The sequence below is a fragment of the Streptomyces sp. NPDC028368 genome, assembly GCF_055565615.1.
Map to the genome: position 1 here is coordinate 521,937 of NZ_JBVHTY010000002.1, position 14,027 is coordinate 535,963.

Genomic DNA, 14,027 nt, shown 5'->3' on the forward strand with positions numbered 1-14,027 from the left:
CGTACGGGAAGGCGGCGTCATGACCATCGAGCGCGTACCGAGCGACAGCCCCTGGGAAGAGACCATCGGCTCCGCCCGTGCCGTGGCCGCCGGCGACCGGGTCCTGGTCGCCGGCACGATGCCCCTGGCCGACGACGCCGTGCAGGGCCTGGGCGACCCCTACGAACAGACCAAGGCCGCCTTCGCCCAGGCACTGGCGGCGCTGACGCCCTTCGGTCTCGGCGCCGACGCGGTCCTGCGCACCCGCGTGTACCTCACCCATCTGCGCGACGTGGACGAGGCCGGCCGCGCCCACAAGGAACTGTTCGGCGCCGCCCCGCCCGCCACGACCGTGCTCGTGGTGTCCGGCTTCGCCGACCCCCGCGTGCTGGTCGAAGTAGAACTAGAAGCTTTCCGAGAGCTGTCAGAGAGGCCCGAACAGACATGACCCTGGCGGTCCGAGTCATCCCTTGCCTGGACGTCGACAACGGCCGGGTCGTCAAGGGCGTCAACTTCCAGAACCTGCGCGACGCGGGCGACCCCGTGGAGATGGCCAAGATCTACGGCGACGAGGGCGCCGACGAGCTGACCTTCCTCGACATCACCGCCTCCTCCGGCAACCGCGAGACCACCTACGACGTGGTCCGCCGCACCGCCGAACAGGTCTTCATCCCCCTCACCGTCGGCGGCGGCGTCCGCACCACCGAGGACGTCGACAAACTCCTGCGGGCCGGCGCCGACAAGGTCGGCGTCAACACCGCCGCCATCGCCCGCCCCGACCTGATCCGCGAGATCGCCGAACGCTTCGGCAGCCAGGTCCTGGTCCTGTCGGTGGACGCCCGCCGTACGCCGTCGGGCTCCTTCGAGGTCACCACCCACGGCGGCCGCCGCTCCGCCGGCATCGACGCCGTCGAATGGGCCCACCGCGCCGCCGAACTGGGGGCCGGCGAGATCCTCCTCAACTCCATGGACGCCGACGGCACCAAGGACGGCTACGACGTCGAAATGATCCGGGCCGTGCGGTCACACGTCACCATCCCCGTCATCGCCTCCGGCGGCGCGGGCAAGCCGGACGACTTCGCCCCGGCCGTCGCGGCGGGCGCCGATGCGGTGCTGGCCGCCTCCGTCTTCCACTTCGGCGACCTGCGGATCGGCGAGGTCAAGGAGGCGCTGCGCGGCGCCGGGCACCCCGTGCGCTAACACCCCCTTGCTGAGGAAAGGCACCCTCCGAACCTTCCGGAGGGTGCCTTCACGCGATCCGTTCACCCCCGCTTACGCGCCGCCCGCACGAACTCGCGGTTCATCTTCGTGATGCTGAACAGCGGAATCCCCTTCGGGCAGGCCGTGGCGCACTCCCCGGCGAGGGTGCAGCCGCCGAAGCCCTCGGAATCCATCTGCCCCACCATGTCCAGGACACGCGACTCGCGCTCGGGCGCACCCTGCGGCAGCACGTTGAGGTGGTTGACCTTCGCCGACGTGAACAGCATCGCCGACCCGTTCGGACAGGCCGCCACACACGCCCCGCAGCCGATGCACTCGGCGTGCTCGAACGCGGCATCCGCGGCCGGCTTCGGGACGGCCGTGGCGTGCGCCTCCGGCGCCGCACCGGTCGGCGCCGTGATGTAGCCACCGGACTGGATGATCCGGTCGAACGACGAACGGTCGACGACCAGATCCTTGACGACCGGGAACGCCGAGGCCCGCCAGGGCTCGATGTCGATGGTGTCGCCGTCGGAGAAGGACCGCATGTGCAGCTGACACGTCGTGGTCCGCTCCGGGCCGTGCGCATCGCCGTTGATGACCAGACTGCACGCACCGCAGATGCCCTCGCGGCAGTCGTGATCGAAGGCGACCGGGTCCTCACCGGCCAGGATCAGCGACTCGTTGAGGGTGTCGAGCATCTCCAGGAACGACATGTCCCGCGAGATGCCGTCGACCTTGTACGTGGACATGGCGCCGGGGGCATCGGCGTTCTTCTGCCGCCAGACGCGCAGGGTGAGAGACATCGGGGGTGCGGCCTGCGGCGTAGCCGCTGTCGGGCGCTGTGCCCCCCGGGAGACGGCAGTCATGCGTAGCTCCGCTGTGTGGGATGGACGTACTCGAAGACCAGGTCTTCCTTGTGGAGGGTGGGAGCGTCACCGGTGGCGGTGAATTCCCAGGCCGCGGCGTAGGAGAACTCCTCGTCACGGCGGGCGGCCTCGCCATCAGGCGTCTGCGACTCCGCACGGAAGTGACCGCCGCAGGACTCGGCCCGGTGCAGCGCGTCGAGACACATCAGCTCGGCGAGCTCCAGATAGTCGACGACGCGATTGGCCTTCTCCAGCGACTGGTTGAACTCCTCGCCGGTACCGGGCACCTTGATCCGCCGCCAGAACTCCGCACGGATCTCCGGAATCCGGTCCAGGGCCTTGCGCAGCCCCTCGTCCGTACGGGCCATCCCGCAGTACTCCCACATCAGTTCACCGATCTCGCGGTGGAAGGAGTCGGGAGTACGGTCACCGTCGACGGCCAGCAGCCGCGCCAGCCGCTCCTCGGTCTCCCGTACCGCCCCGGCCGCCGCCGGATGCCCGGCGTCGACCACGTCATGGTGCGGATGGCGGGCGAGGTAGTCGTTGATGGTGGACGGCAGCACGAAATAGCCGTCGGCCAGACCCTGCATCAGCGCCGAGGCACCGAGCCGGTTGGCGCCGTGGTCGGAGAAATTGGCCTCCCCGATGGCGAACAGACCCGGCACCGTCGTCTGCAGGTCGTAGTCGACCCACAGCCCGCCCATCGTGTAATGCACCGCCGGATAGATCCGCATCGGCACCTCGTACGGGTCCTCGTCGGTGATCCGGGCGTACATATCGAAGAGGTTGCCGTACTTCGCCTCCACGGCCTTACGGCCCATCCGCGCGATGGCGTCCGCGAAGTCCAGATACACACCCTGGCCGCCGGGGCCCACCCCACGCCCCTCGTCACACACATTCTTCGCCGCCCGCGACGCGATGTCACGGGGAACCAGATTGCCGAACGACGGATAGATCCGCTCCAGGTAGTAATCCCGCTCGTCCTCGGGAATGTCCCTCGGCGACCGCGCATCACCCTTCGCCTTCGGCACCCAGATCCGGCCGTCATTGCGCAGCGACTCACTCATCAGCGTCAGCTTCGACTGATGGTCACCGGTCCGCGGGATGCAGGTCGGATGGATCTGGGTGAAACAGGGATTGGCGAAGTACGCGCCGCGCCGGTGCGCCCGCCAGACGGCGGTCGCGTTGGAGTTCATCGCGTTGGTGGAGAGGTAGAAGACGTTGCCGTAGCCGCCGGACGCCAGTACCACCGCGTCCGCGAAGTACGTATCGATCTTCCCGGTGATCAGATCCCGGGCGACGATCCCGCGCGCCCGCCCGTCCACCACGATCAGATCCAGCATCTCCGTCCGCGGATGCATCTCCACATTCCCCGCCGCGATCTGCCGCGACAGCGCCTGATACGCGCCGAGCAGCAGCTGCTGCCCCGTCTGGCCACGGGCGTAGAAAGTACGGGAGACCTGGACACCACCGAACGAACGGGTGTCGAGCAGCCCGCCGTACTCACGGGCGAACGGCACCCCCTGCGCCACACACTGGTCGATGATCTCGACGGACACCTGCGCCAGCCGGTGCACATTCGACTCGCGCGCCCGGAAGTCCCCGCCCTTGACGGTGTCGTAGAACAGCCGGTGAACCGAGTCACCGTCGTTGCGGTAGTTCTTGGCGGCGTTGATGCCGCCCTGCGCGGCGATGGAGTGGGCCCGGCGCGGCGAGTCCTGATAGCAGAACTGGACGACGTGGTAACCCTGTTCGGCGAGCGTGGCGCCGGCCGCGCCGCCCGCCAGGCCGGTGCCGACGACGATCACGGTGTGCTTGCGCCGGTTGGCCGGGTTGACCAGCTTCGCCTCGAAACGGCGGGTGTCCCAGCGCTCGGCTATCGGGCCCTGGGGGGCCTTGGTGTCGGCGACCGGGGTGCCGGTCGCGTAGTCGGTGTATGCGGTCACGTCAGCTCACCCATCCGGTCATGACGGCGACGGGCACGGAGATGAAGCCCGCCGTCAGCAGCAGCGCGAGAACATTGGCGGTCGTCTTCAGCACCCGGTCGCGGGCCGCGCTGCCGGCGCCGAGGGTCTGCGCGGCGCTCCAGAAGCCGTGCCGGACGTGCAGGCCCAGCGCGAGCATGGCGACGATGTAGATCACGTCGCCGTACCAGGTGGAGAACGTCGCCACGACATTCGCGTACGGGTGGCCGGCCGCGGCGTGCGGATTCACCGTCAGCGTCGTCAGGTCGAGGATGTGCCACACGATGAACAGGCCGAGGATGATGCCGCCCCAGCGCATCGTGCGGGTGGCGTAGGAGGCGCGCTTGCGCTTGTGCGCGTATTTCACGGGGCGGGCGGCGATATCGCGGCGGCTGAGCTGGTACGCGGCCACCGCATGCGTCACCACGGCCACGACCAGCACCACCCGCGCGATCCACAGAAACCACTCGTGGTGCAGGAACGGCTCGCCGATGGTGCGCAGCCAGGCGGCATACGCGTCGAAGTCCACCGCCCCGAAGAAGATCTTGAGGTTGCCCAGCATGTGGACGACCAGATACAGCAGCATCACGATGCCGCTGACAGCCATCGCCGTCTTCTTGCCGACGGTCGAGCCCCACAGCAGGCCCGCGAAAGACGGCCGTCGGTCCGTCCCAGTGTCCAGTGCCATGATTCCCGACGGTAAGGACGCACCCGCCCATCAGTCCAAGACATGGTCCGGCTCATCTCCATAGTCAGGGCCTATCGATGCCTTACATTCCCCTCATGCAGCTGCAGCAGCTCCGCTACTTCACGGCCGTCGCGGACACCCGCCATTTCACCCGCGCCGCCGAGCGCGAACATGTCGCCCAGCCCTCCCTCTCCCAGCAGATCCGGTCCCTGGAGAGGGAATTGGGCGCCGAACTCTTCCACCGCGCCCGCGGCCACATCACCCTCACCGACGCCGGCGAGACCCTGCTCCCACTGGCCCGCCGCATCCTCGCCGACACCGAGACCGCCCGCCGCGAAGTCCAGGAGGTCGCCCAGCTGCGCCGCGGCCGGCTCCGCCTCGGCGCCCCGCCCAGCCTCTGCGCCAGCCTCGTCCCCGACGTACTGAGCGCCTTCCACGCCACCTATCCGGGCGTCGACCTGATCGTGACCGAGGACGGCTCACAAGACCTCGTCCGCGCCCTGGCCGACGGCGAACTCGACCTCGCCCTGATCATCACGCCCCTGCCGGTCCAGGCCCCGGCACTGGCCACCTCCGACCTGCTGCGCGAAGAGCTCGTCGTGGTCTCCGCCCCCGACCGGCCCGCACCCGTCGGCGCCCGCCGCACCCGCATCCGCGTCGAGGACCTCCGCGGCCGCCCGCTCGCCATGTTCCGCCGCGGCTACGACCTGCGGGAATTCACCACCGCGGCCTGCCGGGCGGCCGGCTTCGAGCCCACCTTCACAGTGGAGGGCGGCGAGATGGACGCGGTCCTCGGATTCGTACGGGCCGGGCTCGGCATCGCCGTCGTACCCAGCATGGTCGCCGAACGCTCGGGCCTGCGCGTCACCCGCTTCGCCACCCCTGGCATGCACCGCGTCGTCTCGGTGGCCCACCGCGGCGACGTCTCCCCGCCCCGCGCGGCCCGCGAGCTGGAACGGATCCTGATGGAGCACCTGGACCTGGGCATGTCCTGAGCGGCGGGGCGCCGGCGGAGCGGGAGGGGGAGGGGCGCCGGGGGCACGGAAAGGACCGAGGGGTCCTGACCGAGGGGTCCTGACTGAGGGGTCCTGACCGAGGGGTCCTGAGGCGCGGACCCGGCCTACACCCCCAGTTTCGCCGCCAGCAGCCGGTCGGCCGCCTCCTTGTCCCCCTCCAGTTCCACGCGGGCCGCCTCCTGCCGGCCGAACGCGAACATCGTCAGCTCACCCGGCTCCCCGGTGACCGTGACGACCGGAGTACCGCGGTGCGCCACCGCCGTCTGCCCGTCCGGCCGCCGCAGCACCACACCCACCGGCGACTTACGCCCCAGCACCCGCGCCATCCGCTCCACCCGCGACCACAGCGCATCGGAGAAGACCGGATCCAGCTCCCGCGGGCTCCAGTCCGGCTGCGCCCGCCGCACATCCTCACCGTGGACGAAGAACTCCACGGTGTTGGACGCCTCATCGATCTGCTTCAGCGCGAACGGCGACATCCGCGGCGGCCCGCTCCTGATCAGCTGGATCAGTTCCTCGTACGGCTTGGCCGCGAACTCCGCCTGCACCCGCTCCAGCCGCGCCGCCAGCGGCTTCACGAGAATCCCGCCCGCCGCGTCCGCGCGCCGCTCCCGCACCACCACATGCGCGGCCAGATCCCGCGCCGTCCAGTTCTCACACAGCGTCGGAGCCTCCGGTCCCGCGCTCTCCAACAGATCGGCGAGAAGGAGCCGTTCACGCTTCGCATGGGTCGACATACGGTCACCCTACGACCGCGATCTCCCCGCTGCCACGGCGCCGCACTCAGCGCGACAGCACCGCCACCGCCAGCACCACCCCGACGCCCACCGCGGCCAGGAACACCGAGACCAGCACCCGTACCGCGACCTTCGCCGCACGGTCCGGATCCGGCGGCGGGGGCGGGAACGACGGCGGCTGCATACGACCAGGATGCCTCGCCGCGGAATGCCGCACGGCACAATAGGAATCATGAGCAGCCGCGCCACCACACCCACCTCCTCTTCCCCCACCACACCCACCTCCTCTTCCCCCACCACACCCACCCTGGACCCCGCCATCGCCGCCCGCCTCAAGCGCGGCGCCGACGGCCTGGTCCCCGCCATCGCCCAGCAGTACGACACCGGCGAGGTGCTGATGCTCGGCTGGATGGACGACGAGGCGCTGCACCGGACCCTGACCACCGGCCGCTGCACGTACTGGTCCCGCAGCCGCCAGGAATACTGGGTCAAGGGCGACACCTCCGGCCACTTCCAGCACGTCAAGTCCGTGGCACTGGACTGCGACGCCGACACCGTCCTGGTGCAGGTCGACCAGGTCGGCGCGGCCTGCCACACCGGCGACCGCACCTGCTTCGACGCGGACGTGCTGGCCACCGGCCCGACCGGCGACCGCAAGGCCCCGCCGAACCAGTAGGCTCCGCTGACATGACCACGGGAACCACCGGCACCGCCACGCCGGACCTCGACACCTTCCGCACCCTCGCCAAGGACCGCCGGGTCATCCCCGTCACCCGGCGCCTGCTCGCGGACGGCGACACCCCGGTCGGGCTCTACCGCAAACTCGCGGCCGAACGCCCCGGCACCTTCCTCCTCGAATCCGCCGAGAACGGCCGTACGTGGTCGCGGTACTCCTTCATCGGCGTCCGCAGCGCCGCCACGCTCACCGCCCGCGACGGACAGGCACACTGGCTCGGCACCCCGCCCGTCGGCGTGCCCACCGACGGCGACCCGCTCGCCGCGCTGCGCGCCACCGTCGAGGCCCTGCACACCCCGCACGACCTGGTCGAAGGCGGCGGCCTGCCACCGTTTACCGGCGGCATGGTCGGCTACCTCGGCTACGACATCGTGCGCCGCCTGGAGAAGATCGGCGACAGCACCGCCGACGACCTCCGCCTGCCCGAACTGACCATGCTGCTCACCTCCGACCTCGCCGTCCTCGACCACTGGAACGGCACGGTCCTGCTGATCGCCAACGCGATCAACCACAACGACCTCGAGACCGGAATCGACGAGGCCTACGCGGACGCGGTGGCCCGCCTGGACACCATGGCCTACGACCTGGCCCGGCCCGTGCCAGCCGGCACCGCCGCCCTGCCGCCGTCCGAGGTCCCCTCGTACACCGCCAAGTGGGGCGGCCCCGCCTTCCAGGACGCCGTCGAGGACGTCAAGGAACGCATCCGGGCCGGCGAGGCCTTCCAGGTGGTGCCCTCCCAGCGCTTCGAAACCCCCTGTACGGCAAGCGCGTTGGACGTCTACCGCGTGCTGCGGGCCACCAACCCCAGCCCGTACATGTACCTCTTCCGCTTCGAGGGCGGCGACGGCCCCGAAGACAGCCCCTTCGACGTGGTCGGCTCCAGCCCCGAAGCGCTGGTCAAGGTCGAGGGCGGCCGCGCGATGGTGCACCCCATCGCCGGCACCCGGCCCCGCGGCACAACCGTCCAGGAGGACCAGGCCCTGGCGGACGAGCTGATGGCCGACCCCAAGGAACGCGCCGAACACCTGATGCTGGTCGACCTCGGCCGCAACGACCTGGGCCGGGTCTGCGAGCCCGGCAGCGTCGAGGTCGTCGACTTCATGTCCGTCGAGCGCTACAGCCACGTCATGCACATCGTCTCCACGGTCACCGGAACGGTCGCCCAGGGCCGTACCGCCTTCGACGTCCTCACCGCCTGCTTCCCCGCCGGCACCCTCTCCGGCGCCCCCAAGCCCCGCGCCATGCAGATCATCGAGGAACTGGAGCCGACCCGGCGCGGCCTGTACGGCGGCTGCGTCGGCTATCTGGACTTCGCCGGCGACTCCGACACCGCCATCGCCATCCGCACGGCGCTCCTGCGGGACGGCACCGCCTACGTCCAGGCGGGCGCCGGCATCGTCGCCGACTCCGACCCACAAGCCGAGGACACCGAATGCCGCAACAAGGCGGCGGCGGTGCTGCGGGCCGTTCATACCGCCAACCACCTGGGAAAGTAGCCGCGGCAGCGTGATCCACCGGGCGGAACCAGCAACGGCTCCTGCCCCGGTCCGCCCCGGCGCGGGGTGCCACGAGTGCCCAACAAGGCGGCGGCGGTACTGCGGGCCGTGCACACCGCCAACCACCTGGGCACATAACCCCACCCACCCCCGCGCGCCGGACGCCGCCGGCCGGTGCGCGATAGTGGTACGCGTGAGTGCCCTGCCCCAGCCCCGAACAGACGCCGCGCCCGCGCCCGCGCGGCCCGCCGCGCCCCGCAGCGCCAAACGCAGCCTCGCCCTCGCGCTGCCGGCCGGCGCGGCCGGCGCCGGGCTCACGCTGCTCGCCGCCTCCCGGACCTGGGCCACCGGCACCGCCGTCCTGGCCCAGGGCGAACTGCCCCGCACCGTGACCGGCAGCGACGTCACCGGCGTGCCCGGCGCGCTGGCCGTCGTCGGCCTGGCCGCCCTGGTCGCCGTCTTCGCGGTCCGCCGCGCCGGCCGGATCGTGGTCGCCGCACTGCTCACCCTCAGCGGCCTGGGCATCGCCGTCGCCTCCGTGCTCGGCACCTCCGACACCTCCGCGCTGCGCGAGCAGGCCTCCACCGCGGCCGGCGTCAGCGGCACCGGTGTGCATCACGTCACGCACACCCTGTGGCCGTGGGCGACCGCGGCCGGCGGCCTGCTGCTGCTGACCGCCGGACTGCTCGCCCTGGTCTGCGGCCGCCACTGGCCCGCAATGTCGGGCCGCTACGAGCGCACACCGGGCGGCGCCCGCGCTCCGCGGCGCGCCACGGCACCCCCCGACCCGGACCGTCCGGAGGAGATCTGGAAGTCCCTGGACCGCGGCGAGGACCCCACCCGGTAACGGTGCCACCCCCGGCATCGGTGACAATGGACGATGATTACCGCGCCCGGACCCCGGCGCGAGAGAGCAACGAGGAGCACTCATGTCGAGCAGTGGCCACGGACACACCCCCGCCGCCTGGACCGGCGTCATCATCTCGTTCATCGGCTTCTGCGTCTCCGGAGCCTTCATCGTGCTGGCGAACGTCCCCGGTTTCTGGGCGGGCATTGTCCTGATCGGCCTCGGCGCCGTGGTCGGCGGCCTGATGCGCGTGGCCGGCCTGGGCTCGGAGCCCAAGCGCTCGGCCCAGCCGCGCACCCAGGCGCAGGCACAGCCGCAGGAGAGCTGACCGCCGCTCCCGCACCACCGCAGCACCCCCGAAGGCGCCGCTTCCCGGCCCGTACGCACCCCGGTGCCGTACCCGCCGTCCGTGCCCACCCCGTACGGCGGCCGAGAAGCTGCGCCTTCGCGTATTCGGCGTCACCATGGGCACCGTGACCGATCCCGTGGCCGAAACCCGTCCGGCAGGAGCCCTGCCGCGCCGGCTCGCGGCGCCACTGGGCACCCTGACGGCCGCCGCCGCGGCCTTCGCCGTCGTCGGCGCGGTGGACCCCAACGAGCCCGGCCACTACCCCGTCTGCCCGCTGCAGCACCTGACCGGCATCTACTGCCCGGCCTGCGGCGGCCTGCGCAGCGCCCACGCCGTCGCGCACGGTGACCTCGGCGCCGCACTGGCCGCCAACGCCCCCGCGGTGGCCGGCTACGCCGCCTTCGCGGCCTTCTGTGCGCTCTGGCTGCTGCGCGCGGCCCGCGGCCGCCCCACGGCCCCTCCGCGGCCCCGCGCCGTCCACTGGTGGGCGCTGAGCGCCCTGCTGCTGGCCTTCACGGCCGTACGCAACCTTCCCTTCGGCACCGGCCTCACCCCATGACCGGCCACCTGCCCGGGTGCCCGAAACCGGCGAATGTCCAGGTGGTGGGACCGCGGCCAACCGGATGCGGGACCTGTGCCCCATGGCGGATACCATCGGAGTGCCTGATGGGACGGCGCCTGGGACCAAGAGCCGCCGTCCGCCCCCACCCCTCTAGAAGGAGGCCGCTCGCGTGAGTGTGCTCGACGAGATCATCGACGGAGTCCGCGCCGACCTCGCAGAGCGGCAGGCACTCGTCAGCCTCGACGAGCTCAAGGAGCGCGCGCAGAAGGCGCGGCCGGCCAAGGACGGTGTGGCGGCGCTCAAGGGCGAAAGCGTCACGGTGATCTGCGAGGTCAAGCGCTCCAGCCCCTCCAAGGGCGCGCTCGCCGCGATCGCCGACCCGGCAGGGCTCGCCGCCGACTACGAAGCGGGCGGTGCGGCGGTCATCTCCGTCCTCACCGAACAGCGCCGGTTCGGCGGCTCGCTCGCCGACCTGGAGGCCGTCCGCGCCAAGGTCGACATCCCCGTACTGCGCAAGGACTTCATCGTCACCGCCTACCAGCTGTGGGAGGCCCGCGCCTACGGCGCCGACCTGGTGCTGCTGATCGTCGCCGCGCTCGAGCAGGAGGCGCTGGTCTCGCTCATCGAGCGGGCCGAGTCGATCGGCCTGACACCGCTGGTCGAGGCGCACGACGAGGAAGAGGTCGCCCGCGCGGTGGACGCCGGCGCCCGGATCATCGGCATCAACGCCCGTAACCTCAAGACCCTCGAGGTCGACCGCGGCACCTTCGCCCGCGTCGCGCCCGAGATCCCCGACCACATCGTCAAGATCGCCGAATCCGGGGTGCGCGGCCCGCACGACCTGATCGCCTACGCCAACGACGGCGCCGACGCCGTCCTGGTCGGCGAGTCCCTGGTCACCGGCAAGGACCCCAGGACCGCGGTCGCCGACCTGGTCGCCGCGGGCTCCCACCCGGCGATCCGCCACGGCCGGTCCTGAGCGGCCGGAACCGGAACATCACGACATGACCGCCACCGCCGCAGGCATCCGCCGCCCGGCCCGGGGAATCCACCCGGGCCCGGCCGGCGCGCGCGCCGCGGCGGGGGCCGCCCGCCTCCCCCACCCCGCGCTGAGCCGCGGATGCCGGCCACGGGGCTGCCGGGCGCCCGCACGGCGGGTGCACGGACGGCGGGTCAGGTATCACATCGGATCCGAGCCGGGACAGATCAACGGCAGGCGATGGCGACCGGGGCCCGCGCGCTGACGCGTCGCCCCGCCCCTCAGCGGAACCGCATCTGCGGCGTTCCGCCTCGGAGGTGACCCCTCCGCTGGGGCAGCGACCCCCCGTCGCGTGCGCCGCCTACCGTGATGTCCCTGTTCCGCATATTCCGAATCACCGGATTTCCGGGGCGAGTGCCCCGGCCTAGGAGTGCGTCAGATGTCCTCCGAGTTCTTCATTCCCGATCCCGACGGTCAGGTCCCCGGCCCCGATGGCTATTTCGGCGCCTTCGGCGGCAAATTCATCCCCGAGGCGCTGGTCGCCGCGGTCGACGAGGTCGCCGCCGAATACGAAAAGGCCAAGGCGGACCCCGCGTTCGCGGCCGAGCTCGATGACCTGCTGGTCAACTACACCGGCCGCCCCAGCGCACTCACCGAGGTACCCCGGTTCGCCGAACACGCCGGCGGAGCCCGGGTGTTCCTCAAGCGCGAGGACCTCAACCACACCGGCTCACACAAGATCAACAACGTGCTGGGCCAGGCACTGCTCACCAAGCGGATGGGCAAGACCCGCGTCATCGCCGAAACCGGCGCCGGCCAGCACGGCGTCGCCACCGCCACCGCCTGCGCCCTCTTCGGCCTCGAATGCACCATCTACATGGGCGAGGTCGACACCAAGCGCCAGGCCCTCAACGTCGCCCGGATGCGGATGCTCGGCGCCGAGGTCATCTCCGTCAAGTCCGGCAGCCGCACCCTCAAGGACGCCATCAACGAGGCCTTCCGCGACTGGGTCGCCAACGTCGACCGCACCCACTACCTCTTCGGCACGGTCGCCGGCCCCCACCCCTTCCCGGCACTGGTCCGCGACTTCCACCGCGTCATCGGCGTCGAAGCCCGCCGCCAGATCCTCCAGCGCGCCGGCCGCCTCCCCGACGCCGCCCTCGCCTGCGTCGGCGGCGGCTCCAACGCCATCGGCCTCTTCCACGCCTTCCTCGCCGACACCGACGTCCGCCTCATCGGCTGCGAGCCCGGCGGCCACGGCGTCGAGACCGGCGAACACGCCGCCACCCTCACCGAAGGCACCCCCGGCATCCTGCACGGCTCACGCAGCTACGTCCTCCAGGACGAGGACGGCCAGATCACCGAGCCGTACTCCATCTCGGCCGGCCTGGACTACCCCGGCATCGGCCCCGAACACGCCTACCTCAAGGACGCCGGCCGCGCCGAATACCGCGCCGTCACCGACGACCAGGCCATGCGGGCACTGCGCCTGCTCTCGCAGACCGAAGGCATCATCCCGGCCATCGAAAGCGCCCACGCACTGGCCGGCGCCCTCGAGGTCGGCCGCGAACTGGGCCCCGACGGCCTGCTGCTGGTCAACCTGTCCGGCCGCGGCGACAAGGACATGGACACCGCAGCCCACTACTTCGGGCTGTACGACGACAAGGGCGAGGCCGACGTCAACGGCGCCGTCCAGCCCACCGGCGAGGGGGAGAAGTGATGGCAGGCAACGCAGCACTCCTGAACTCCGTACTGGCCCAGGCCCGCACGGAAAACCGCGCCGCGCTCGTCGGCTACCTCCCGGCCGGCTTCCCCACCGTCGACGGCGGCGTACGGGCGATGACCGAGATGCTCGACGGCGGCTGCGACATCGTCGAGGTCGGCCTGCCGCACAGCGACCCCGTCCTGGACGGCCCGGTCATCCAGACCGCCGACGACATCGCGCTGCGCGGCGGCATCAAAATCGTCGACGTGATCCGTACCGTCCGCGACGTGCACGCCGCCACCGGCGCCCCGGTGCTGTGCATGACGTACTGGAACCCCGTCGACGCCTACGGCGTCGAACGCTTCGCCGCCGACCTCGCCGAGGCGGGCGGCGCCGGCTGCATCCTGCCGGACCTCCCCGTCGAGGAGTCCGAGGTCTGGCGCAAGGCCGCCGAACAGCACGGCCTGGCCACCGTCTTCGTCGTCGCGCCCAGCAGCCGCGACGAGCGGCTCGCCAAAATCACCGCGGCCGGCAGCGGCTTCGTCTACGCCGCCTCCCTGATGGGCGTCACCGGCACCCGCGCATCGGTCGGCCGCGAGGCCCAGGACCTGGTGGAGCGCACCCGCGCCACCACCGACCTGCCGGTATGCGTCGGCCTCGGCGTCTCCAACGCCGAACAGGCCGCCGAGGTCGCCCAGTTCGCGGACGGCGTGATCGTCGGCTCGGCGTTCGTCAAGCGGCTGCTGACCGCGGACGGCGACCTCGACGCCGGCCTCACCGGCGTCCGCGCCCTGGCGGGCGAACTCGCCGAAGGCGTACGCAAACGGGCCCACGGCCCGCGCCCGTAAGGCCCGCCCGCCACGGGAAACCATCCCCCGATAGGGCGAACATCGGTGCGGA

At 71.5% G+C, this 14,027-nt stretch carries 17 protein-coding genes; 12 read left to right on the forward strand and 5 right to left on the reverse strand.

Annotated features, from left to right (window positions below; all coding sequences use genetic code 11):
- Positions 1 to 19: 19 nt before the first annotated feature.
- Both ACZ4S3_RS05850 and hisF read left to right on the forward strand, forming a co-directional pair.
- Positions 20 to 427: a Rid family hydrolase gene (locus tag ACZ4S3_RS05850; RefSeq protein ID WP_467926392.1), complete on the forward strand. Its 408-nt coding sequence runs from the start codon at positions 20 to 22 to the stop codon at positions 425 to 427.
- Positions 424 to 1,179, forward strand: coding sequence for an imidazole glycerol phosphate synthase subunit HisF (gene hisF / locus ACZ4S3_RS05855; RefSeq protein ID WP_467926395.1), 756 nt, complete (start codon positions 424 to 426; stop codon positions 1,177 to 1,179). The genes ACZ4S3_RS05850 and hisF overlap by 4 nt, the downstream gene beginning before the upstream one ends.
- 62 nt (positions 1,180 to 1,241) lie before the next feature.
- Here the strand turns inward: hisF and ACZ4S3_RS05860 are convergent, their stop codons facing one another.
- Genes ACZ4S3_RS05860 through ACZ4S3_RS05870 form a run of 3 tightly spaced genes read right to left on the reverse strand, consistent with a single transcriptional unit; the run spans position 1,242 to position 4,700 of the window.
- On the reverse strand, positions 1,242 to 1,985 hold the full coding sequence (locus ACZ4S3_RS05860; protein ID WP_467927350.1) for a succinate dehydrogenase/fumarate reductase iron-sulfur subunit: 744 nt from the start codon (positions 1,983 to 1,985) through the stop codon (positions 1,242 to 1,244).
- 59 nt (positions 1,986 to 2,044) lie between these two features.
- Entirely contained in the window at positions 2,045 to 3,994 is a 1,950-nt protein-coding gene (locus tag ACZ4S3_RS05865; protein WP_467926399.1) for a fumarate reductase/succinate dehydrogenase flavoprotein subunit, read from the reverse strand.
- 1 nt (position 3,995) lies between these two features.
- A complete protein-coding gene (locus tag ACZ4S3_RS05870) occupies positions 3,996 to 4,700 on the reverse strand; it encodes a succinate dehydrogenase cytochrome b subunit (protein WP_467926403.1) in 705 nt (234 codons plus the stop codon).
- Positions 4,701 to 4,795: 95 nt separating this feature from the next.
- On the opposite strand from ACZ4S3_RS05870, the gene ACZ4S3_RS05875 reads away from it, so the two are divergent.
- Positions 4,796 to 5,695 carry a LysR family transcriptional regulator gene (locus ACZ4S3_RS05875; RefSeq protein ID WP_467926407.1) on the forward strand — a complete coding sequence of 300 codons (900 nt, stop codon included), beginning with the start codon at positions 4,796 to 4,798 and terminating at the stop codon, positions 5,693 to 5,695.
- Between the two features lie 125 nt (positions 5,696 to 5,820).
- Here ACZ4S3_RS05875 and ACZ4S3_RS05880 read toward each other — a convergent pair whose 3' ends face one another.
- The gene (locus ACZ4S3_RS05880) at positions 5,821 to 6,453 is read right to left on the reverse strand and encodes a TIGR03085 family metal-binding protein (RefSeq protein WP_467926411.1); all 633 of its coding nucleotides are present in this window, start codon (positions 6,451 to 6,453) and stop codon (positions 5,821 to 5,823) included.
- Between the two features lie 46 nt (positions 6,454 to 6,499).
- Positions 6,500 to 6,637 (reverse strand): hypothetical protein, encoded by a 138-nt coding sequence (locus ACZ4S3_RS05885; protein ID WP_467926415.1) that lies wholly within the window; start codon positions 6,635 to 6,637, stop codon positions 6,500 to 6,502.
- 48 nt (positions 6,638 to 6,685) lie between these two features.
- Between ACZ4S3_RS05885 and hisI the strand changes: the two genes are divergently transcribed.
- From hisI to trpA, 9 genes are all read left to right on the forward strand, one after another.
- Complete coding sequence (gene hisI, locus ACZ4S3_RS05890) at positions 6,686 to 7,129, forward strand: phosphoribosyl-AMP cyclohydrolase (protein ID WP_467926419.1); 444 nt, start codon at positions 6,686 to 6,688, stop codon at positions 7,127 to 7,129.
- An 11-nt stretch (positions 7,130 to 7,140) separates the two neighbouring features.
- Positions 7,141 to 8,685, forward strand: a complete 1,545-nt coding sequence (locus tag ACZ4S3_RS05895; RefSeq protein WP_467926422.1) for an anthranilate synthase component I — start codon at positions 7,141 to 7,143, stop codon at positions 8,683 to 8,685.
- Between the two features lie 193 nt (positions 8,686 to 8,878).
- Positions 8,879 to 9,532, forward strand: a complete 654-nt coding sequence (locus tag ACZ4S3_RS05900) for a TIGR02234 family membrane protein (protein ID WP_467926427.1) — start codon at positions 8,879 to 8,881, stop codon at positions 9,530 to 9,532.
- An 82-nt stretch (positions 9,533 to 9,614) separates the two neighbouring features.
- Positions 9,615 to 9,860: an HGxxPAAW family protein gene (locus ACZ4S3_RS05905; protein WP_467926431.1), complete on the forward strand. Its 246-nt coding sequence runs from the start codon at positions 9,615 to 9,617 to the stop codon at positions 9,858 to 9,860.
- A 136-nt stretch (positions 9,861 to 9,996) separates the two neighbouring features.
- Entirely contained in the window at positions 9,997 to 10,440 is a 444-nt protein-coding gene (locus tag ACZ4S3_RS05910; RefSeq protein ID WP_467926435.1) for a DUF2752 domain-containing protein, read from the forward strand.
- Between the two features lie 172 nt (positions 10,441 to 10,612).
- Positions 10,613 to 11,422: an indole-3-glycerol phosphate synthase TrpC gene (gene trpC / locus ACZ4S3_RS05915; protein WP_467926440.1), complete on the forward strand. Its 810-nt coding sequence runs from the start codon at positions 10,613 to 10,615 to the stop codon at positions 11,420 to 11,422.
- 25 nt (positions 11,423 to 11,447) lie between these two features.
- Complete coding sequence (trpM, locus tag ACZ4S3_RS05920; protein ID WP_467926444.1) at positions 11,448 to 11,687, forward strand: tryptophan biosynthesis modulator TrpM; 240 nt, start codon at positions 11,448 to 11,450, stop codon at positions 11,685 to 11,687.
- 174 nt (positions 11,688 to 11,861) lie between these two features.
- Positions 11,862 to 13,142, forward strand: coding sequence for a tryptophan synthase subunit beta (gene trpB / locus ACZ4S3_RS05925; RefSeq protein ID WP_467926448.1), 1,281 nt, complete (start codon positions 11,862 to 11,864; stop codon positions 13,140 to 13,142).
- Positions 13,142 to 13,975: a tryptophan synthase subunit alpha gene (trpA, locus tag ACZ4S3_RS05930; protein WP_467926452.1), complete on the forward strand. Its 834-nt coding sequence runs from the start codon at positions 13,142 to 13,144 to the stop codon at positions 13,973 to 13,975. Before trpB ends, trpA begins: the two co-directional genes overlap by 1 nt.
- Positions 13,976 to 14,027 lie beyond the last annotated feature (52 nt).